19 protein-coding genes are annotated in these 19,836 nt (G+C 71.1%); 7 read left to right on the top strand and 12 right to left on the bottom strand.

From position 1 onward, the window contains the following. Window positions 1-332 precede the first annotated feature (332 nt). On the top strand, window positions 333-917 hold the full coding sequence (locus BM085_RS33030; protein WP_093890770.1) for a hypothetical protein: 585 nt from the start codon (window positions 333-335) through the stop codon (window positions 915-917). A gap of 55 nt (window positions 918-972) precedes the next feature. Then, window positions 973-1,971, top strand: coding sequence for a hypothetical protein (locus tag BM085_RS33025; RefSeq protein WP_093890734.1), 999 nt, complete (start codon window positions 973-975; stop codon window positions 1,969-1,971). Between the two features lie 192 nt (window positions 1,972-2,163). Here the strand turns inward: BM085_RS33025 and BM085_RS33020 are convergent, their stop codons facing one another. The 6 genes from BM085_RS33020 to BM085_RS32995 all read right to left on the bottom strand — a co-directional run bounded on the left by BM085_RS33020 (window position 2,164) and on the right by BM085_RS32995 (window position 8,247). Next, window positions 2,164-3,276, bottom strand: coding sequence for an ABC transporter substrate-binding protein (locus BM085_RS33020; RefSeq protein WP_093890733.1), 1,113 nt, complete (start codon window positions 3,274-3,276; stop codon window positions 2,164-2,166). A gap of 318 nt (window positions 3,277-3,594) precedes the next feature. After that, window positions 3,595-4,413: a helix-turn-helix transcriptional regulator gene (locus BM085_RS33015; protein WP_177245394.1), complete on the bottom strand. Its 819-nt coding sequence runs from the start codon at window positions 4,411-4,413 to the stop codon at window positions 3,595-3,597. After that, window positions 4,370-4,783, bottom strand: a complete 414-nt coding sequence (locus BM085_RS33010) for a hypothetical protein (RefSeq protein ID WP_177245393.1) — start codon at window positions 4,781-4,783, stop codon at window positions 4,370-4,372. Before BM085_RS33010 ends, BM085_RS33015 begins: the two co-directional genes overlap by 44 nt. Window positions 4,784-5,187: 404 nt before the next feature. Continuing rightward, the gene (locus BM085_RS33005; protein ID WP_093890732.1) at window positions 5,188-6,504 is read right to left on the bottom strand and encodes a S1C family serine protease; all 1,317 of its coding nucleotides are present in this window, start codon (window positions 6,502-6,504) and stop codon (window positions 5,188-5,190) included. A 177-nt stretch (window positions 6,505-6,681) separates the two neighbouring features. Next, window positions 6,682-7,209, bottom strand: a complete 528-nt coding sequence (locus BM085_RS33000; protein ID WP_093890731.1) for a DoxX family protein — start codon at window positions 7,207-7,209, stop codon at window positions 6,682-6,684. 162 nt (window positions 7,210-7,371) lie between these two features. After that, on the bottom strand, window positions 7,372-8,247 hold the full coding sequence (locus tag BM085_RS32995; protein WP_093890730.1) for a VOC family protein: 876 nt from the start codon (window positions 8,245-8,247) through the stop codon (window positions 7,372-7,374). Window positions 8,248-8,331: 84 nt separating this feature from the next. Between BM085_RS32995 and BM085_RS32990 the strand changes: the two genes are divergently transcribed. The 3 genes from BM085_RS32990 to BM085_RS32980 all read left to right on the top strand — a co-directional run bounded on the left by BM085_RS32990 (window position 8,332) and on the right by BM085_RS32980 (window position 11,615). Next, window positions 8,332-9,282, top strand: coding sequence for an Lrp/AsnC family transcriptional regulator (locus BM085_RS32990; RefSeq protein ID WP_093890729.1), 951 nt, complete (start codon window positions 8,332-8,334; stop codon window positions 9,280-9,282). A 169-nt stretch (window positions 9,283-9,451) separates the two neighbouring features. Further along, window positions 9,452-10,714 carry a carotenoid oxygenase family protein gene (locus BM085_RS32985; RefSeq protein ID WP_093890728.1) on the top strand — a complete coding sequence of 421 codons (1,263 nt, stop codon included), beginning with the start codon at window positions 9,452-9,454 and terminating at the stop codon, window positions 10,712-10,714. A gap of 19 nt (window positions 10,715-10,733) precedes the next feature. Beyond that, window positions 10,734-11,615 (top strand): TetR/AcrR family transcriptional regulator, encoded by an 882-nt coding sequence (locus BM085_RS32980; protein WP_093890727.1) that lies wholly within the window; start codon window positions 10,734-10,736, stop codon window positions 11,613-11,615. A gap of 30 nt (window positions 11,616-11,645) precedes the next feature. Here the strand turns inward: BM085_RS32980 and BM085_RS44820 are convergent, their stop codons facing one another. From BM085_RS44820 to BM085_RS32970, 3 genes are all read right to left on the bottom strand, one after another. Further along, on the bottom strand, window positions 11,646-11,813 hold the full coding sequence (locus tag BM085_RS44820) for a hypothetical protein (protein ID WP_177245392.1): 168 nt from the start codon (window positions 11,811-11,813) through the stop codon (window positions 11,646-11,648). A 129-nt stretch (window positions 11,814-11,942) separates the two neighbouring features. Next, window positions 11,943-13,478 carry an acyl-CoA synthetase gene (locus tag BM085_RS32975; RefSeq protein ID WP_093890726.1) on the bottom strand — a complete coding sequence of 512 codons (1,536 nt, stop codon included), beginning with the start codon at window positions 13,476-13,478 and terminating at the stop codon, window positions 11,943-11,945. Between the two features lie 266 nt (window positions 13,479-13,744). Beyond that, window positions 13,745-15,055 carry an alpha/beta hydrolase family protein gene (locus tag BM085_RS32970; RefSeq protein WP_093890725.1) on the bottom strand — a complete coding sequence of 437 codons (1,311 nt, stop codon included), beginning with the start codon at window positions 15,053-15,055 and terminating at the stop codon, window positions 13,745-13,747. Between the two features lie 174 nt (window positions 15,056-15,229). On the opposite strand from BM085_RS32970, the gene BM085_RS32965 reads away from it, so the two are divergent. After that, on the top strand, window positions 15,230-16,405 hold the full coding sequence (locus BM085_RS32965; RefSeq protein ID WP_245789842.1) for a sensor histidine kinase: 1,176 nt from the start codon (window positions 15,230-15,232) through the stop codon (window positions 16,403-16,405). Beyond that, window positions 16,402-17,067: a response regulator transcription factor gene (locus BM085_RS32960; RefSeq protein WP_093890724.1), complete on the top strand. Its 666-nt coding sequence runs from the start codon at window positions 16,402-16,404 to the stop codon at window positions 17,065-17,067. The genes BM085_RS32965 and BM085_RS32960 overlap by 4 nt, the downstream gene beginning before the upstream one ends. 43 nt (window positions 17,068-17,110) lie before the next feature. On the opposite strand, the gene BM085_RS32955 is transcribed toward BM085_RS32960, so the two are convergent. From BM085_RS32955 to BM085_RS32945, 3 genes are all read right to left on the bottom strand, one after another. Further along, window positions 17,111-17,944 (bottom strand): MetQ/NlpA family ABC transporter substrate-binding protein, encoded by an 834-nt coding sequence (locus BM085_RS32955; RefSeq protein ID WP_093890723.1) that lies wholly within the window; start codon window positions 17,942-17,944, stop codon window positions 17,111-17,113. 75 nt (window positions 17,945-18,019) lie between these two features. Continuing rightward, on the bottom strand, window positions 18,020-18,676 hold the full coding sequence (locus tag BM085_RS32950) for a methionine ABC transporter permease (protein ID WP_086574677.1): 657 nt from the start codon (window positions 18,674-18,676) through the stop codon (window positions 18,020-18,022). A 55-nt stretch (window positions 18,677-18,731) separates the two neighbouring features. Then, window positions 18,732-19,694, bottom strand: coding sequence for a methionine ABC transporter ATP-binding protein (locus BM085_RS32945; protein ID WP_093890722.1), 963 nt, complete (start codon window positions 19,692-19,694; stop codon window positions 18,732-18,734). Window positions 19,695-19,836: the final 142 nt, after the last annotated feature.

The raw sequence follows: 19,836 nt of genomic DNA, 5'->3' as shown, positions 1-19,836 counted from the left end.
GTTCGGTGGCGTTCGGAAAAACCGATCGCAGCCTAGATCACTCCGTTCGGGCCGCGTTTTCCACCGTCGTCCGTGGACGGCAAATCCGCCGCAAAGGCAGCGGTGGAAACGCCCGTTCCGGGGCGAACGGCTACGTCGTCCGCTCCGGCCGGGAGCCCCCGGACCCGGCGCGGAGACGGACCACCAGCCCCATGATTACCAACAGTCACCATATGATCACCAAAAGTTGCCAGGTGCCCTTCTGGGACGGTTTCCGAGATCCGGCCACGGAGCAGGATGTGATCACGCAGGAACGGCCCAGGCAGGGCGAGCGTTCGACGAAGGAGACAGCAGTGTCCGAAAGCCGTCTGGGCATCTCATTGACAGGCGCCGCCGCCCTGGTGGCGGCCATGGTGGTGGTGGCCCTGCCCGCGCAGGCCGGCACCTGCCCCGCCTCGACCACCTGCCCCACCACGGTGACCTTCACCGTGACCGCCCCCGGCGGGCTGACGATCACCGTTCCCGACGGTCCGGTCAACCTCGGCAGCGGCGCGCCGGGCACCCAGATCAGCGGGCAGCTCGGCCCGGTCACGGTCTCCGACCAGCGCGCCGCGCTCACCGCGACGTGGACGGCGACGGTGATCGCGGCGACGGGGGGCTTCACCACGGGCGCCGGCACCACTCCCGAGACCGTCCCCACCGACGACGCCCTCTACTGGTCCGGCCCCGCCACCGCCACCACCGGCACCGGCACCTTCGTGCCCGGCCAGGCCAACGCGGCGGCCGCGCAGACGCTGAACGTGTCGCGGACCGCCTTCAGCAAGACGACCGGCTCGGGCAACAACTCCGCCACCTGGAATCCGACCATCCTGATCAACGTTCCCGACCAGGCGGTGGCCGGCGTCTACACCGGCACGGTGAACCACTCCGTTGCCTAGCCCACTGTCGCGCCGGTCCGTCCCGGCGACGCTGGTAGCGCTTCTGCTGCATACGATGATCGGTGCTCCGTCGGCCGCGGACACCGGCCGGAGGCAGTCACGCCCGGACGGCGAGCCCGTCGTCGGCGTCAGGCTGCTGGAGATCCCCGCCAACCGGGTGGACGATCCGCGATCACACTCCTTCATCGTCGACCACGTCAACCCCGGCACCACCTTCACCCGGCGCTTCGAGGTCTACAGCACCTCGCCCAAGCCCCAGCACGTGCGGCTGTACGCCGCCGCCGCCGGCATCAAGGGCTCCCGCTTCACCTTCGCGCCGGCCCAGACCCCCAACGAGCTGAGCTCGTGGATCACGCTCAACCGCTCCGCCGCCGACCTGCCCGCCCGGGGCAGGGCGCCGATCAAGGCCACCATCACGGTGCCGGGGTGGGCGACCGCGGCGGAGCGGTACGCCGTCATCTGGGCGGAGGTCGCCTCGGCCGCACCGGGCCCGAAGGGGAACATCGCACTCGTCAACCGCGTCGGGATCCGCACCTACCTCGACGTCGGCCCGGGCGGGGAGCCGCCGTCGGACTTCGAGATCGGCGAGATAGTCCCCCAGCGGACCGACGACGGACAGCCGAAGATCGTGGCGACCGTCTCCAACACCGGCAAGCGCGCCATCGACCTCGACGGGCGGCTGTCCCTGTCGGAGGGACCCAGCTCCCTGAGCGCCGGCCCCTTCCCGACCAACCGCGACACGACCCTGGCGCCCGGCGGCCGCGGAGACATCACCGTGCTGCTGGGCAGGGACCTTCCCGACGGGCCGTGGACGTTCCGCCTCACCCTCCGCAGCGGCCGTGTCAGCCACACGGCGACCGGCACGCTGACCTTCCCCGCCAAGCCCGGGACCTGGGGCCCGGCGGCCTCGCTGTCCTCCCCCCTGACGCTGACCCTCGCGCTCGCCGTACTGGTGGCCCTGGTCGCCGCGGTGATCCTCCTCCTCGGCTTCCGCCGTTTCCGCGCGCGCCGGCGGAGTCCGGCCACCGGCCCTCTCCACGGCGACCTCACCTGAGGGTGGCCGCGATCGACGAGGTGACGATCAGGCCGGCGGACCCGCCGGCCGCAGCCGCGGACTCCAGATCACGCACGGACGCCTCGATGGTGCACATGACACCCTTGACGTTCAGGTCGATCAGCTGAACGGCTCGGCCTGGGAGTCGCGAGTTCTCGGCGACGTGGACCTCGACGGTGACTGCCCGTGCTCTCAGCCGGCGTGAAGGATGCGAAAGCGATCGGGTTCCGCCGGATCTCGATCAACGACTTGGACGGGGGGCCAAGCCCATTGCCAAACGCTGATGCCTGGCGTGCGGGAGAACCGGATCTGCCCGCGGGTGCCTTCGACCGCGACGCGAGGCCAGGTTTCGGTAGTGCATGCCCGGTCCGCGCCGTGAGAACGCAGCACATCGGCGAGGACGGCGACTGTGTCGTAGCCCTCGAAGGCGACGAAGGAGGGCGCTGCGCCCAGCCGCTCGCGGAGGGCCGTCTCGACTCGTACACCGAGCGGGGTGAGGCGCTCGGGCAGGTAGCGCAAGAACGGGATCGCGGCACTGTCGTCGCCCAGCGACGTCGCCCATTCGGCGAACTCCGGTTGCCCGGCCGGAGCACCGATCATGATCTCGGCGAGGCGCCGGTCGCGGCGGACAGACTTGACGATCGATACTGCCGGCTCCGGGTGGCCGACCAGAAGAAGGAGGGCACTCGCGCGATTGTCGACGAGTTCGTCGCACACGGCCATGGGGTCGAGCGCGCGCATGTCGAGTTCGATGACGGTGCCGCCGCGCGGAGCCAGGCAGTCCCGCAGAATGCGGACCCCAGCCGCCCAGTAGACACTCGGCTGGACTGCTACGGCGATTCGGCTGTGGCCCGCGCTGAGGAGGAAGTCCGCGTAGATCTGCCAGCCGTGGGACTGCGCCGGGGCCAGGCGCGCGACCCATTCCGTTGGCTGTTCGGTGAGCGCGTCGAGAACCGCGGACGAGCAGAGGAATGGCAGGCCGAGGGCGTCGGCCCTGGCGGCAGCGGCGCGAGCGACGACGCTGTGATACTCCCCCGCCAAGGCGGCCACGCCCAGGCGGGCCAATTCGTCTACGGCCGCCGCGGCCCTCTGTGGATCGGCCGCGGTGTCTCGGACCACCAGCTCGAGCGGTCTTCCGGCGATCCCGCCGACGTCATTGACGTCGCGGACGGCCAGCTCGAGTCCGGCGAGCAAGTGTCGGCCTGCCTGGATCCAGCCGGGCCGAGTGAGCGGGACGAGAGCGCCGATCCGGACGGATGATCCGTCAGTCCGCTCCGCTACAAGCGGCGATGGTGACGTATTCATGCGGTGGTGTCTCCTGTGTGACGATTGGGGTGCAGTATGCCCGAATCACAGACCGGCAACGACCTCGGTACTGGTGAGATCGCCCAGTCAACTGTCACGACGGGTCGACAACGTCACGTTCAACGGTCACCGTCCGTGCTCTCCGGAGGCGTAGTGGGTCCATGCTCCGCCCTCGCCGATGAGTCCGGCGGTGGTTCTGTCGTGGTGGCCGAGGGCATCGGCGGTGACGGGAGCGGGCATCCCAAGGAACTGCCGGCGGATGGCGGCGCCGCGGGCGTCGGCATGCGCATCGACGGCGAAGCGGCCGGGCGGTGTGTCTCAGGTCACCAGGCCCCTGCGGTAGGCGTAGACCACCGCCTGCACGCGGTCACGCAGGTCGAGCTTGGTGAGGATGCGCGACACGTACGTCTTGACGGTCTCCTGGCTGATCACCAGGGTGGCGGCGATCTCGCTGTTGGACAGGCCGTCGGCGATGAGGCGCAGCACCTCCAGCTCGCGCGAGGTCAGCGCGGTCTCGGCCTGCACGACCATCGCCGTCACGTGGTGCGTCACGACGTCGTGGAGCTCGCGGGCGATCCGGGTGCGTTCGGCGGCGCGGGTGGCCTCGGCGACATGGCGGCGGCGTTCGGCCTCGGCGGCGCGGGTGGAGCGCAGCCAGGCCCCGATGCCCCACGCGAGGGCCAGGGCCAGGTAGAACACCACGTAACCTTCCACCCGCTCGGTCGCGCCGAGCCGGCCGAGCGCGAGCGCCAGCGGCACGTACGCCATGGAGAGGAGGACCACGGTGACGCGCCGGTGACGCTCCAGGTGGGCGCCCGCGCTGATGAGCGCGATGGGCATCGCGTTGCTCGCGAACACGTGGTAGGCGCGGAACTGGTCGAGGGCGAAGCCGAGCGACACCAGAGCCAGACACACGGCCGGCCACCGCCGGCGCACGGCGAGCGGAAGGCACTCCAGGGCGATCACCACGAACGCCAGCGCGTCGAAGGGGCGGGTCGGCAGGTCGCCGACCTGCGTCCCCTTGCCGTGGAGCGCCGGCAGGAGCGATGCGACGGCCAGCAGCAGCCCGAACGGCAGGTCCCGGACCACGACATCACACCGCCGCCACAGGTCCGTGACCCGCCGTAGGTCGATCATCGGGCGAGCGTAGCGGGCGTACGGCGGCGGCGGCCATGAAGCCGATCAGCCCGATCGCGCCGGTCAGTGAGCCCAGGCCGTCGATCCGGTAGCCGCCCACGAGGGCGATGTTCACGATGACGGCCGCGAACAGCGCGACCCCGATCAGGGTTCCCCGGGTGAGGGCGCGGGTGGCGCCCTGCCTTGCCACCTCCACCGGTTCGCGGCGCTCGGACCACCGGACCACGCGGGCGTACACGAGTACGGCGAGCACGGCCGTCGCGAGGCCGAGGAGCAGGGTGAAGAACGAATTCCCCTGCACCGCGCCCACGATCGCGCCGCCGGCGAAGGCAACCAGCGCGACGGGCACGAGTTGTTTCAACAACCGCATGACGACTTCCTCACGTGGGGGGACTCCGCGACGGGGCGCCGTCGCTACGCCGAGAAACACTAGGGATCCGGCGGTCCGGAATCGTCCCCGCACGGTGGACATTCGCGGGTAGCTCGCACGGGGGACAGCCGCACATGCGATCCGGTCGGTGAACGTGTCCTGTCCGGGCGACCTGGAGAAAGGCGGGCCGGTCACGCTCTGCGCGGCCCCACGGCGCTCCCTGAAGGACGCACCTCAGCATGCCCGGCCCGGCCTGCGGCAACGTCAAGGTCAGCGCGTCGACGTGCCGGCTGATGACCGATCAGATTCAAGAGGACCTGGACCGGTTGTCGAAGGTCCTGCCGGCGGGAATGGATGTGCCGCCGGGTCCGCAGCGACCCCGGCGGCACATCCGTCTGTGGAGGCTACTCGCCGGTCTTCTCGGCGAGGGTCACCGCGGCGGTCTGGGTCTGGCCGTCGCGGACGTAGGTCACGGTCACCTTCTGCCCCGGCTTGAAGCCGCGGACCGCGCCGACGACGGTGGTGCTGTCCTCGACCACGGTGTCATTGATCTTGGTGATCAGGTCGCCCTGCTTGATCCCTGCCTGGGCGGCGGGGCTGCCGTCGGTCACCTGGGCGACCATGGCGCCGCCCGCGTCGCCGGTGACGGGGGCGAAGCTCACGCCCATGAAGGCATGGGTGACCTTGCCCTTGTCGATGAGCTGCTGGGCGACCTGCTTGGCGGTGTTGATCGGGATGGCGAAGCCGACGCCGATGTTGCCGTCTCCGCCGTTGGTGGCGATGGCGGTGTTGATGCCGACCAGCTGCCCGGACGCGTTGACCAGCGCGCCGCCGGAATTGCCGGGGTTGATCGCCGCATCGGTCTGGATCGCGCCGCCGATGGCGGTGGGCGCGCTGCCGCCCTGCTGCTGCATGCCGTTGCCCCAGCCGGGCGGGAGCTGTTGCTGCTGCTGGCCGCCGACGGTCAGCGTGCGGTTCAGCGCGCTGACGATCCCGGCGGTGACCGAGCCGGACAGGCCGAGCGGGCTGCCGATGGCCAGCACGGAGTCGCCCACCTTGAGCCGGTCGCTGTCGCCGATCGAGGCCGCGGTGAGGCCGGAGACGTCGTTCGCCCTGATGACCGCGAGGTCGGTGACGGGGTCGGTGCCGACGACCTTCGCGGTGGCGGACCTGCCGTCGCTGAACTTGACGGTCACCTGGGCGCCCTGGCCGGCTCCCCCGGCCTCCACCACGTGGTTGTTGGTCAGGATCAGGCCATCGGCCGACAGCACCACGCCGGACCCCTCGCCGCCGCCGTTGCCGGTCTTGACCTGGATGGACACCACCGCCGGCTGGACGGCCTTGGCGACGTCGGCGACCGTGGTCACGTTGCTCACCGGGCTGACGATCGGGCTGGTGGAGGAGCCGATCGCGGTGGTGCCGCCGAAGGAGGTCACGGCGAAGGCCCCCGCCACTCCACCGCCGACGGCCATCGCGGCCAGCGCGAGACCCGCGCCCACCTTCTGCCCGATGGTGAGCGAGGTCCGCTGGGCGGGCACCGTGGGCGCCTCGGCCGCGAGCGGTCCCTGCACCGGGTGGATCAGCGTCGGCTGCGGCCCGGTGTCCCTGTCCGCGGGGTATCCGCCCGCCCGCGGCGGCACCTTGCCGAACTGGCTCCACCCGTCGTTCCCGGAGGTCGTCTCAGCCGGGGTGATGTCCTGCTCATTCTTGTCCGGTTCCATGTCTTCCCCCAACTCATGCGTCCGCCCGTGGGTTGCCGAGCGGCGACCGGTCCTCCCGGTGACTGCAACGATGCCCCAGGGCGTGTAAGAGCACGTTAAGGGGATGATCTCGGTTGTCCGAATCCTCTGACAGCCGCTTTATCAAGCATGCTCAGCGGCCATCCTGATCGCCAGAAATCACCTCGAACCGGACTCCGCGGATCGGCGCGTGCGGGCCACGGGGCGGCGCGGGCGGAGAGCCGCGGCCCCGGCTCCCCAGAGCGCGATGCCGATGAAGAGAATTTGCTCGGGGATCCTGAACCACAACGGCGTGGCCGGGTCACCGTTGAGTGGCACGTTCTCGACGGCGGCGTAGACATTGGCGGGGAACATCAGCACGAAGAGCACGGCCAGGCAGATACCGGCCGCGGAGCGAGTCGAGGCCACGACGAGTCCCAGGGCGCCGAGCAGTTCCAGCACGCCGGTCGCGTAGACCAGAAGGTCCGGGAACGGCAGCAAGGGTGGGACCATGGCCACCAGGTCGGCGTGACTGGGCATCACCGTGACGCTCGCAGGGGCGAAGTGCGCGGCGCCGGTGAACGCCAGCATCACCGCGAGTCCGTTTGCGGCGCTGGCCCGCCAGGTGGTGAACCGGCCGACGCCGAGCACCCCCAGCAGACGAAACCCCAGCCAGGGGCCCAGGACAAGCATAAGGGTTCCAAACATGGTCATCCTTTTGAGGTGGTGAGACGGTGGATCGCGCCGGGATGTCGGCCAGCCGTGTGGCCTGCCGCGATGGGATCCCCAGCTCCTGAGGCAGCAGGTCGCGGAATGCGGTGACCCGCCCGCCGGCGATGCCACGGACCTTGCCCGCGGCCGTCTCGACGATCATCGGGCGGTGAAGAACAGGGCGGCGCCGTAGGCGTCGCGCGCGGACACGAAGAAACCTCCGCCGGTCGTCCGGGTCGCGGTGCCGCCCCGCTCAACGATCACGCGGGCGGTGTCGACGTCGTCGACCACCACGGTCATGGCGGCCAGGTACGAGGAGGCCGGCGCGGGTTCACCGGGAAGCACCCCTTCGGAGTCCGAGGCCCGGACGATCTCCAGCCGCCCGTTCCCCATGTCCACAACGGTGCGGGGACCGTCCCGCTCAGGCCGGGCCTGCAGTATCCGTGCGTAGCGGTCGACGATCGCGTCGGCCTCATCGTCTGCGGCCACCATGAGCACGGCGGCGATACCCCGCGCCCCGTTCGGGTGATCGAGATAGCGCGGCTGGTGGACGTACTCGCGTGTCAGGTGCTGGGCGACCCCCACATGGCCCTCCGGGGTCGAGGTGGGGTTCACGTGGACGGCGCGGGCTCGCATGGTGCGGAGACCGTCCTCGGTGTCGACCTCGCGTTCCAGTCCGAGCACCCCCGACGTGCGCAGCCCCGCGCCGGTCAGTAGACGGTCGGCGGCCTCGGCGTCGTCGGTGTCGAAGTTGAGGAGGCGGAAGCCCTCGTACTGGTCGGCCATCGCCTTGGTGTGCCAGGGATCGGGCGCCGACGCGTCGACGATGCCGAGCAGCTCGATGTAGGACCCGCCGAACAGCGCGCACCGGTTGGCCGTGCAACCCGGCACCGGCGGCTCGCCGGGCCGGACGCTCAGCAGGTGCCGCGAACGGGGACTGAGCGTGAAGCCGAACCCGGTGTACCTGTGCTCCAGGCCGTCGAGGTCACGGGTCAGGATGCCGGTGTGGTGGAAACCATGAATGTCGCGTGCCATGGGCCGAGCCTGCCCGGCCGCCCGCGCCCCGGCGCTGGAACACGGCCATGGCGCCGCTATCCGACAGGAAAGTACCCTTATAAGGTGGATTCAGTCACTCTGGACTCGCTGGACCTGGAGCTGCTGCACGCACTCCAGCTCGATGGACGCGCCCCGTTCAGCAGGGTCGCCGAAGTCCTCGACGTCTCCGACCGCACGGTGGCGCGTCGCTATGAGCGGCTGCGTGCCGCGGACGCGGTGCGGGTGGCCGCGGTGACCGACAGCCGCCGCACCGGCCATGCCGAATGGCTGGTCCGCCTTCGCGTCCTGCCCGGCGGCTGCTCCGCCATCGCGCACGCGCTGGCCCGGCGGCCCGACACCGCCTGGGTGACCGTGGCGTCGAGCGGGACCGAGATCGCCTGCATCTTCCGTGTCACCGATGGAGGCCCGGCCCCCTTGGAGGCGCTGGCGCGCCATCCGCAGATACGCGACGTGGACGCGCACCGGCTGCTGCGCCACCTGATGGATCGCCGCTGGCTCGGCCGCACCTCGGCGCTCACGGCCGAGCAGATCTCCGCACTGCGCTCACCAGCCCCCGGCGACGCCGCCCCGGTCCCCCTGACCGACCTCGACCGCCGCCTGCTCCCCGCCCTCGCGATCGACGGCCGCGCCGCCTACCCGGCCCTGGCCAAGCAGATCGGCTGGTCGGAATCCGCCGTCCGCCGCCGCCTGGAAGAGCTGCGCCGTTCCCGCGCCCTCCAGTTCGACGTCGAGGTCGACCCGGCGCTTCTCGGGTTCTCCGTCCAATGCCTGCTCTGGCTGACCGTCGCCCCTTCCCGGCTCACCACCATCGCCCGGTCCCTGACCGCAGACCCCGAAACCGCCTTTGTCGGCGCGACGACCGGCGCGCACAACCTGGTGGCCATCGCCGTCTGCCGGGACGCGGACGCCCTCTACACCTACGTCACCGACCGCCTCAGCTCCCTGACCGGCATCGAGCGCATGGAAACGACCCCGATCACCTCCTACGCCAAACGCGCCGCCCCCGCTTCCTGACCGGATACGGGTCTGTCCGGTGATGTGGCAAGGTTCGCCCGGACAGGACAACCGAGACGATGCCGCCAGAGCCCCCTTCCGGACGGGCTCGCGCTGTTGCACTAGTGCACAGCAGGGCTTTTCCGGTCGCGGCCGCAGGCTCAGGCGTTCTCCTCCGTACGGTTCCCACATGAGGTATTTGGAAGGGCATTTCGCGCCCGTCAATGAAGAGATCACCGCCTACGATCTCCCGGTCACCGGACGGATCCCGGCCGAGCTCAACGGCCGCTACCTGCGCAACGGGCCCAACCCGCTGGGTGTGGAGGACCCCGTGGTGCACATCTGGGGCATGGGTCAGGGCATGGTTCACGGGGTGCGGCTGCGTGACGGCCGGGCCGAGTGGTACCGCAACCGCTTTGTGCGCATACCGGGCTTCGCGCCCATGGTGCACGTGATCGAGCACGCCCAGCGTACGTTCGCCATGGCGGAGGGCGGCCTGCCGCCCGCCGAGCTGGACGCGGAGCTGAACACCGTGGGCGTGTGCGACCTGGGAGGGACCGCGGAGGGGTTCACGGCGGGGGCGCACTCCAAGCACGACCCGCTCACCGGCGAGCTGCATTCGCTGTCGTACATGCCGGGCCGCGACTTCGTCCAGTACATCGTGACCGACGCCGGGGGAAGCGTCGCCCAGGCCACCGCCATCCCCATGACGCGGACGCCGTTCATGCACGACTTCGCGCTCACCGGGAACCACGTGGTGCTGTGGGACACGCCGCTGGGGTTCGACGGGTTCGAGTGCCGGTGGCTGCCCGAGCACCCGGCGCGCGTGGGCGTCATGCCGCGGACCGGGGGTGACGTGCGCTGGCTGGACATCGACCCGGTCCATGTCAGCCACACGCTCAACGCCTACGACGACGACGACGGCTCGGTCGTGGTCGACGTGGTCACGGCCGAGGGGCCGTTCGATCCCGCCGACCCCGGGGCGATCCGGCCCGTGCTGGACCGCTGGACGATCGGGCCGGACAAGGTCCACCAGCGGCGCGTCGACGACCGGCCGCAGGACTTCCCGCGGGTGAACGACGCGCGTGCCACCCGCCCGTACCGATATGGCTACTCGGCCGCGACCGCCCTGTACGGGATCCCGTTCACACCCGAGGGCATGCCGTCGGACGACGCCTTCACCAACGCCCTGGTCAAGCATGACCTGCAACGGGGGACGACCGAGGTGCACAGGTTCGGCAAGGACGAGGCCGTCGGGGAGGCCTCGTTCGCCGCCACGGGACAGGGGGAGGACGAGGGGTACCTGCTCACGTACGTGCACAATCCCCTCCGGAACGCCAGCGACCTGGTGATCCTCTCGGCCCAGGACTTCACCGGCGAGCCCGTCGCGCGCGTCCACCTGCCCGTCAGGGTGCCGCTCGGCCTGCACGGCAACTGGATGCCTGACCGCTGAGGCGTGGCACCATGGCCTCGTGAACGATCCGCGACCGCCGTACCTCCGGATCGTCGCCGACATCGAGCGACGCATCGCCGACGGAGAGCTGCGGCCCGGCGACCCCATCCCCACCACCAGGGCGATCATGCGTGAGTGGGGCGTCGCCATGGCGACGGCCACCAAGGCGCTGGCCGCGCTCAAGCAGGTGGGCGCCATCGAGTCCGCCCCCCGGGTCGGCGCCGTGGTCGCTCCCCGGCGGCTGCCCTCGCGTTCGGCAGGGGGGCTCGAACGCGACCGGATCGTCCGCGCGGCCCTGGAGATCGCCGACGCCGACGGCTTGGCCGCGCTGTCCATGCGGGCGGTGGCGGCCAAGCTCGGGGTCGCCACCATGACCCTCCACCGGCAGCTCGAGGCCAAGGCCGAACTCACCCAGCTGATCGCCGACGCCGCGTTCGCCGAGATCAGCTATCCGGAGCCGCCGCCGGGGTGGCGTTCCCACCTGCGGGTGGCCGCCCAGCTGCAGTGGGCGGCCTACCAGCGCCATCCCTGGCTGCCGCGGCTCGTGTCCATCACCCGGCCGGTCACGCTGCCGGGGCTGCTGGCGTACGGGCTGTGGACCCTGCGCGCGCTCGACGGCCTCGACCTGGATCCGGGCACCCGGATGCACATCTACGCCACGATGGTCAACTATGTGCGGGGGACGGCGGTGAACATCGAGAGCGAGGTCGGCGCCGAGCTGGACACGGGGATGACCAGCAGGCAGTGGAGCGCGGCCCGGCTCTCCGTCGACGGGCCGCTGATCGCCCAGGTCGCGGAGCCGGGCACGGAGCTCGACCTGGAGTCGCTGTTCACCTTCGGCCTCGAACGCCTGCTCGACGGCCTGACCATGGTGATCACGCCCCGGCAGGTGCGCCGCTGACCGGGCCCGCACCGGAGCCGGCGCGTCAATCTAGAACGTGAAGCCCTGGTCGGGCTCCCCGCTTCCCTGCACTCTCTCCAACTCGGCTTCCAGACCGGGCACCAGGCGTTCGAGGGCTTCGTGCCATTCACGGTGCCGCCCGGGGTGTTCGACCACGACTCCGCACGTCCTGCACATGGGCGGCTGGGGCTGTGTCATGCCGGGATCCCTTCAAGATAGGCGATCGACATCACTGAGCCTTGGCGGGCAGGTCACTTTCCCGTCCGGGCCTCGTGGGTCGTCGTCTGCCCCGGTAGAGGTGAGGCACACCGGCGCGGGCCTCCGGGGTCAGTGGCCGGCGGGCCAGTATTCGTCGCGGAGGAGGCGCTTGTAGAGCTTCCCGGTGGGATGCCGGGGCAGTTCCTCACGGAAGTCGACGGACCTGGGGCATTTGTAGGGGGCGAGCTGGGAGCGGCAGTAGTCGATCAGCTCGGCCTCCAGCGCCGGACCCGCCAAATCCATGGAGATCGGCTGGACGACGGCCTTGACCTGCTCGCCCATCTCCTCGTCCGGGACGCCGAAGACCGCCACATCCGCCACCTTCGGATGCATGGACAGGGCGTTCTCGGCCTCCTGCGGGTAGACGTTCACCCCGCCAGTGATGATCATGTATGAACGGCGGTCGGTGAGGTAGAGGAAACCCTCCTCGTCGAGATAGCCGATGTCGCCGAGGGTGGTCCAGCCCCGGCCCAGCGGGTCCTGCGAGGATCTCGTCTTCTCCTCGTCGCCGTGGTAGACGAATCGGGGCCCGTCGGAGAAGTAGACGGTGCCGTGCTCGCGCGGCGGCAGTTCGTTGCCGTCCTCGTCGCAGACGTGCACGACGCCGAGCAGCGGGCGGCCGACCGTGCCCTTGTGCTTGAGCCAGTCGTCAGGACCGACGTAGAGGAATCCGTTGCCCTCGGTCCCGGCGTAGTACTCGTGGACGATCGGCCCCCACCAGTCGATCATCCGTTCCTTGACCGGGACCGGGCAGGGCGCGGCGGCGTGGATCGCGCAGATCAGCGACGACAGGTCGTACCGTGCCCGCACCGGCTCCGGCAGCTTGAGCATCTTGATGAACATGGTCGGCACCCACTGCGAGTGCGTGACGCCGTACTTCTCGATCAGCGCGAGCGCCTGCTCGGGGTCGAACCTCTCCATCACCACGAGCGTCGCGCCGAGGCGCTGGAAGCTCATGCAGTAGCGCAGCGGGGCGGCGTGGTACAGCGGGGCCGGGGAGAGGTAGACGCTGTCGGCCGACGGCGCGAACAGGAACTGGATGAGCTGCAGCAGCGGCCCCGGCGTGTCCAGCGGAGCCTTGGACAGGGTGGGTTTGACGCCCTTGGGCCGCCCGGTGGTGCCGGAGGAGTAGAGCATGTCCATGCCCTGGCACTCGTCCTCGACGGGCGTGGCGGGGTGGGAGGCCACCGCCTCCTCATAGGAGTCGAAGCCGGGGGCGACGCCGTCCAGCATGAGCCTGAGCTCCACTTTCGGCGTCGCGCCGGTGATCGAGGTGGCGACCTCCGCCAGCTTCGCGGAGGAGACGAACACACGCGCCCCGCAGTTGTCCACGATGTAGGCGAGTTCGTCGGTCGTCAGCCGCGAGCTGATGGCCGTGTAGTACAGGCCCGACCGGTGCGCGGCCCAGGCGACCGCCAGGAACAGCAGATGGTTCTCCAGCATGAAGGCGATGTGGTCGCCCGGCCGGAGTCCGGCGGCGCGGAACAGGTGGGCGAGCCGGTTGGACTCCTCGTCCAGCTCACGGTAGGTCACGACCTGTCCGGAGTCCGCCATGATCACAGCGGGCTTGTCCGGCGAAATTGCTGCGATGGCTCCCGGGTGCATAAAACCGAACATTACTCGGTTTGATGTTCGGTGAGAAGGCATGACAGGGCCGCGGCGTCGCGGGAGCCGCGGCCCTGCGGGAGAGCTCCGGACGGGTCGCGCCGAACACGATCAGTGGCCGGTGGGCCGCCGACCGCCCGGTCCGGAAGCCGTGCCGTACGGCGGTGGCCGAGTCAGGGGACGTGCCATACGGCGGCGGGCGGGTCAGGAGACGCGCCATACGGCGGTGGCCGGGTCAGGGGACGTGCCATACGGCGGTGGGCGGGTCAGGGGATGAGGGAGACTTCGGGAAAGCGGGCGTCGGGGGTGTCGAAGAGCCGGGTGGGCCGCCTGTTCAGGTGCAGGTCGAAGAAGGCCGCGACGTAGGCCCGCTGGGCCGACACGGACCGACCGGGGTCGATCGTGCCGACGAAGTCGGCGGCGGGCACCTTCGGCAACGCCGCTGCGATCTGCGGCAGCATCACCTGCAGGTCGGTGAACGAGCCGTGCGCCGCGCCCGCGAGGCGCAGCTCCCGTTTCCAGCCGGTCGAGGCGTCCCAGAAGGACTTCCAGCTCGGTTCGCTCGCCCGGGTGTGCGCCTCGGCTGCGACCTGAAGGAACGGTTTGGCGACGCCGGACTTCGCCACCCGGCCGACATAGCCGCCGTCGAGATTGACACCCGCGTCCACGCGCCGGTCGTTGTGGACGAGCTGTGCGGCCACCGACCCGCCGAGGGACTGGCCGAGCACTCCCACCCGGGACAGGTCCGGGGCGCCGCGCAGCCCGGCGGGCAGCTGCCCGGTCTCCTCGCCGAGGCCGTGGCCGCGTCCCAGCGCGGCGATCCTGTCGAGGACGAACCGCATGTCCGCCAGGCGGGCCCGTGAATGCCGCGCGAGCAGCTTGGCGATGACGCGCGGAGTCAGCTTCTCCGGCAGGGGCACGGCTCGCGCGACCCGGCCGCCGGGGAACTCCACCTGGTCGGCCTCGTAGGTGTGGTCCACGGTGACGACCAGGTAGCCACGGGCGGCCAGGTCCTCCACCAGGGCGGTGCCGAGCGTGCGCGGGCCGCCGTCCCCGGAGCCGAAGAGCACGACCGGGAGCCTGCCCGCCCGGCGGTCCACCGGCGCGCCGACGCGGGCATGGGCAGGCGTGGCGGCCCAGTCCACCGCGCCCGCCGCGATGCCCATGGGCGGCGCGGAGCGGCGGTCCCAGTCGGCCGCGGCCAGGGGCGCCATATGGGGGGCGACGGGCAGGGTCCGGCCGGTGTCCTTCGCCGGGTACCACAGGCTGACCATCAGCTCCCGGTAGGGCTCCGACCTGACCAGGGGGTCGGGGCGCGACCGGTCGACCAGGCGCACGGCGAGGGTGCCGACGGGGTACGGCCCGGCAGGCGCGGGCAGGGCCATCGTGACGCGGTGCCCGGCAGGCACGTGATGGGCCGTCGTGACACGGTGCCCGGCAGGCGCGAGGGCCATTGTGACGCGGTGCCCGGCGGGCGCGTGATCGGCGGCCAGGACGGCGGGGGCGGCCGTGGCAGGCGCGGTGACCGCGGCCAGCGCCAGCCCGGCGACCCCTGCGGTGATCTTGACGAAGAGCATGTGAGGTCCCTTGCGAGCTGCGGATTCCGGTGTCCGACGAGGCTGGCAGCGGGGCGCGGCCCCGGGCCAGCGGCGTACGGCTGATCCACGCCTACGACTTCCGGCTGACAGGCCCGGATGTTCATCCTGAAGCAGGATGGGGAGCGAACCCGCAGGACAACTAGGGTGAGCGGCATGAAGCACGGCGACCGTCCGGTGGCCTGCCTCGCAGCGTCCACGCGATGGCCGTCCATGCCCGCCGACGCGCTGCTGGCGGCCGTGATCTTTCTTGCCACGCTCGGGCCCGGCCGGGTGCCGGCACCCGGCGACCCGGGGCCGCTGCTGCTTCAGGTGGCCCTGGTGGCGCCCCTGGTGTGGCGGCGGCGCGCGCCGCTGACGGTGTTCTACGCGATCACGGCGGCGGCCGCGGTCCAATGGGTCGCCGGCGTGCAGCTTCCCGCCGACGCCGCGCTGCTGGTCGCTCTCTGCACCGTCGGCGCGCGCTGCACCGGGCGGCAGACGCTGGTGGCCGGTCTCACGCTGGAGGCCGGAGCGCTGCTGGCCGCGGCGCGATGGGCGCCGCCCGGCCAGTTCCCGTTCACGGCGGCCGCGCTGACCGCGATGGCCGCCGCCGCCCTCGCCACGGGCCTGTGGACGCGTGCCCGGCGGGCGTACGTCACCTCGCTGGAACACGACCGCGAGCAGCGGGCACGGCTCGCCGTCGCCGAGGAACGCGCCCGGATGACCCGCGACATGCACGACATCGTCACCCACAACCTGTCGGTCATGGTGGCGCTGGCCGACAGCGCGGCATACGTACGGCACGGCGCGCCGGAGCAGGCGGCCGCCGCTGTGGAGCAGATCGCGGCCACCGGGCGGCAGGCCCTGGACGACATGCGACGCTCCCTCGGCGCCGGCGAGCACGACGAGCCCTGCCGGAAGGCCGGCGCGCGGCTGCGGCCGGCGCCCGGGATCGCCCAGCTCGGCCCTCTCACCGGCAGGATGCGCGCGGCCGGGCTGCCGACCCGGCTGGAGGTGACCGGTGACCCGGCGGCGATCCCCGCCACCGCCCAGCTCACCGTCTACCGGCTGGTCCAGGAGGCCCTGACGAACGCGCTCAAGCACGCCCCCGGGGCGGCGGCCGAGGTCCGGGTCCGCCTGACGCCGCGGTGCGCCGCCGTGGAGGTCGTCGACGACGGGCGCCCGGAGCCCGCGCCAGGAGAGGCCCGCGGGCGGGGCCTGGTCGGCATGCGCGAGCGCGTCGCCGCCTACGGCGGTACCCTCCATGCCGGTCCGCTGCCCGGCGGCGGCTGGCGGGTGGCGGCCGGCCTCGACATCGGCGGCGACATGGCGGGGAAGGACACGGCGTGACGATCCGGCTGCTGATCGCCGACGATGAGTCGCTGCTGCGCATGGCGTTTCGCATGGTGTTCCAGGCCGAGCCGGACATGGAGGTGGCCGGCGAGGCGGGCGACGGCGACGAGGCCGCCCGGACGGCCCGGCTGGTCCGTCCCGACGTCGTGCTGATGGACGTACGCATGCCCGGCGTCGACGGGATCGAGGCCACCCGCAGGATAGTCAGGGACTCCCCGCGCTCGCGCGTGCTCATCCTGACCACCTTCGACCTGGACGAGTACGCCTTCGCCGGGCTGAAGGCCGGGGCCTCGGGCTTCCTGCCGAAGAACACGCGGCCCGAGGAACTGCTGGCCGCGATCCGCAGCGTGGCGGCGGGCGACGCCGCGGTCTCCCCGCGGATCACCCGCCGCCTGCTGGAGAAGTTCGCCCCCCAGCTCATGCCCGGTGCTCCCGAGCGCGACGAGCGGCTGGCACTGCTCACCTCCCGCGAGCACGAGGTGCTGGTCCAGGTGGCGCGCGGGCTGTCCAACGCCGAGGTCGCCGCGGCGATGCACCTGGCCGAAGCCACCGTGAAGACGCACTTCAGCCGGGTCCTGCTGAAGCTGGGGCTGCGGGACCGCGCACAGGTGGTGGTCTTCGCCTACGAGAGCGGTCTCATCCGCCCGGCGACCTGGTAGCCCGGCCTCCGGCCGGCCACCTGATCACACCTCGGAACAGCCCTCAGGAGGCGGGGATGACGGCTCCCTGGTAGGTCTGCTCGATGAACTGCTTCACCTCGGGGCCGGCGAGCAGCTTGGCGAGCTTGACCACGCGGGGGTCCTGCTCGCTGCCGGCGGCCACCACCAGGCCGTTGGCGTAGGGGTTGCCCTCGGCCTTCTCCAGCACCAGCGCGTTCTCGGCCGGCTTGAGACCGGCCTCGAGGGCGTAGTTGCCGTTGATGACGGCCGCGTCCACGTCCTCCAGCGAACGGGGCAGCTGGGCGGCCTCCAGTGGCTGGAACTTCAGGTTCTTGGGGTTGCCGGTCACGTCGCGCTCGGTGGCCGCGGTGCCGACCCCGTCCTTCAGGGTGACCAGGCCGTTGTCGGCGAGCAGCTTCAGCGACCGCCCCAGGTTGGTGGCGTCGTTCGGCACGGCGACGGTCGCGTTGGCGGCCAGCCCGGCGACGTCGGTGACCTTCTTGGAGTACAGACCCAGCGGCTCCAGGTGGACCGGCTGCACGAAGCTCAGCTTGGTGCCCTTGGAGGCGTTGAAGTCCTCCAGGTACGGCTTGTGCTGGAAGTAGTTGGCGCCGAGCTGGCCGTCGTTGAGCTGCACGTTCGGCTGGACGTAGTCGGTGAACTCGACGATCTCCAGGTTCAGGCCCTCCTTGGCGGCGAGCTTGTCCTTGACGAACTTCAGGATCTGGGCGTGCGGGACCGGGCTCGCACCGACCTTGAGCACCTCCGTGGCGGAGGTCGTGCCGGCGCCGGCCGTGGTCGGCTCGGTCGAGCCGCAGGCCGTCAGGGTGAGGGCCAGAGCGGTGATCGCGGATGCGATTCCTATGAATTTACGCATGGTGTGCTCCTTTTGGGCGTGGAAGATCACAGGCACCCGCTTGTGGCGGGATCCCGGGGGGAGGGAGGAAAGGGGTCAGTGACGCGTGAGACGGCGGGCGACGGTGTCGCCCAGGGTCTGCACGAGCTGGACGATGACGATCAGCACGACGACGGTGACCACCATGAGCGTGGTCTCGAAGCGCTGGTAGCCGTAGCGGATGGCCAGGTCGCCGAGACCGCCGCCGCCGATCGCCCCGGCCATCGCCGAGTAGGAGATCAGCGCGACCACGGTCACGGTGAGCCCCGCGACCAGGCCCGCCATCGCCTCGGGCAGCAGGACCTTGCCGACGACGGTGCTCCCGCCGGCCCCCATGGCCTGAGCGGCCTGCACCTTGTCCCGGCCGACCTCGCGCAGCGCGGTCTCCACCAGCCGGGCGAAGAACGGCGCGGCGCCGAGGGTGAGGGGCACCACCGAGGCGACGGTGCCGATGGTCGTGCCCACGATCAGCCTGGTCAGCGGGATGACCGCGATCATCAGGACGATGAACGGCAGGGAGCGGCCGATGTTGACGACCAGCCCGAGCACCCGGTTCAGGGTCCACGACGGGAACAGGCCGTCCCGGTCGGTGACGACCAGCGCCACGCCGAGCGGCAGCCCGATCAGCACGGTGAACAGGGTGGACCAGGCGACCATCTGGGCGGTCTGCCAGGTCGACTCCCACAGCAGGGGGGTCATCTCATCCCACGTCATGCGTCATCCTCCGTCGGCCGCGGTCCTTCGGTGCCGTGTCTGCCGGTGCGCTCGCTCACGGGCTCTCCTCCACCAGCAGGCCGCGCCCGGACAGGTAGGCGAGGGCGGCGGCGCGCTCGGCGCCGGTGAGGCGCAGGCGCAGGCGGCCGGCGGAGACGCCGGCCACCTGCTCCAGCGCACCGCCGAGGATGTTGACGTCCACGTCGAACTTGCGGACCACCTCCGACACCACGGGCTCGTCGGCCTGCCCGGTGAAGGTGATCGTGACGCTGCCGGGGTCCGGCGCGGGGAGGGGGAACAGCTCCGCGGTGAGCCGGGATCCCGGCGTGGCGATCAACTCCGGGATGGCCCCGGACTCCTCAACCAGGCCGTCGCGCATGATGGCGGCCGAGTCGCAGATCGACTTGACGACGTTCATCTCGTGGGTGATCAGCAGGATGGTCAGGCCGAGCTCCCGGTTCAGGCTCTTGAGCAGGGCCAGGATCGACTGCGTGGTGCCCGGGTCGAGCGCCGAGGTGGCCTCGTCCGACAGCAGCACCGCGGGGTTGCCGGCCAGCGCGCGGGCGATGCCGACCCGCTGCTTCTGCCCGCCGGACAGCTGCGCGGGGTGCGCCCTGGCCTTGTCCGCCAGGCCGACCAGCTCCAGCAACTCGGCGACGCGCCTGGCGCGGTCGGCCTTCCCGATCCCCATGACCTCAAGCGGGAACGCGACGTTCCCGGCGACCGTGCGGGAGGACAGCAGCGCGAAATGCTGGTGGATCATCCCGATCCGCTGCCGGGCCCTGCGCAGCTCGCTCTGCCCCAGCGCGGTCAGCTCCTGCCCCGCCACGGTGACGGTGCCCTCGGTGGGCCGCTCCAGCAGGTTCACACAGCGCAGCAGCGTGCTCTTGCCGGCGCCGCTCTGCCCGAGCACGCCGAAGATCTCACCTTCGCGGACATGGAGGTCGACGCCGTCGATGGCGACCACCTCGCGGTCCCGATCTCGATAGACCTTTCGCAGGCCTGACACATCAATCACAGCTGTTCCCCAACATCAGACAGATCGTCGAAAAGACTCCGGGCGGGGGAAGGGCTAGCGCGTGCCGGGGTGAAAGGGGAGATGGCTCAGACGGCGCAGGACGAGATCGTCCGCGGGGCAGGTCATGGTCTCGGAGCCTTCG

This window comes from Streptosporangium canum (assembly GCF_900113865.1).
Classification (GTDB): Bacteria; Actinomycetota; Actinomycetes; order Streptosporangiales; family Streptosporangiaceae; genus Streptosporangium; species Streptosporangium canum.
The sequence above is the reverse complement of the archived record's forward strand: the minus strand, read 5'-3'. Positions and strand labels throughout refer to the sequence as shown.

Excerpts from the sequence above, each read along its gene's own strand:
- BM085_RS32970 (WP_093890725.1), bottom strand. The coding sequence starts at position 15,055 with ATGCTCTTCGTCAAGATCACCGCAGGGGTCGCCGGGCTGGCGCTGGCC.
- BM085_RS33025 (WP_093890734.1), top strand. The coding sequence starts at position 973 with ATGATCGGTGCTCCGTCGGCCGCGGACACCGGCCGGAGGCAGTCACGC.
- BM085_RS32950 (WP_086574677.1), bottom strand. The coding sequence starts at position 18,676 with ATGACGTGGGATGAGATGACCCCCCTGCTGTGGGAGTCGACCTGGCAG.
- BM085_RS32955 (WP_093890723.1), bottom strand. The coding sequence starts at position 17,944 with ATGCGTAAATTCATAGGAATCGCATCCGCGATCACCGCTCTGGCCCTC.
- BM085_RS33015 (WP_177245394.1), bottom strand. The coding sequence starts at position 4,413 with ATGATCGACCTACGGCGGGTCACGGACCTGTGGCGGCGGTGTGATGTC.
- BM085_RS33020 (WP_093890733.1), bottom strand. The coding sequence starts at position 3,276 with ATGAATACGTCACCATCGCCGCTTGTAGCGGAGCGGACTGACGGATCA.
- BM085_RS44820 (WP_177245392.1), bottom strand. The coding sequence starts at position 11,813 with ATGACACAGCCCCAGCCGCCCATGTGCAGGACGTGCGGAGTCGTGGTC.
- BM085_RS32965 (WP_245789842.1), top strand. The coding sequence starts at position 15,230 with ATGAAGCACGGCGACCGTCCGGTGGCCTGCCTCGCAGCGTCCACGCGA.
- BM085_RS32985 (WP_093890728.1), top strand. The coding sequence starts at position 9,452 with ATGAGGTATTTGGAAGGGCATTTCGCGCCCGTCAATGAAGAGATCACC.
- BM085_RS32975 (WP_093890726.1), bottom strand. The coding sequence starts at position 13,478 with ATGCACCCGGGAGCCATCGCAGCAATTTCGCCGGACAAGCCCGCTGTG.
- BM085_RS32995 (WP_093890730.1), bottom strand. The coding sequence starts at position 8,247 with ATGGCACGCGACATTCATGGTTTCCACCACACCGGCATCCTGACCCGT.
- BM085_RS33010 (WP_177245393.1), bottom strand. The coding sequence starts at position 4,783 with ATGCGGTTGTTGAAACAACTCGTGCCCGTCGCGCTGGTTGCCTTCGCC.
- BM085_RS33005 (WP_093890732.1), bottom strand. The coding sequence starts at position 6,504 with ATGGAACCGGACAAGAATGAGCAGGACATCACCCCGGCTGAGACGACC.
- BM085_RS33000 (WP_093890731.1), bottom strand. The coding sequence starts at position 7,209 with ATGTTTGGAACCCTTATGCTTGTCCTGGGCCCCTGGCTGGGGTTTCGT.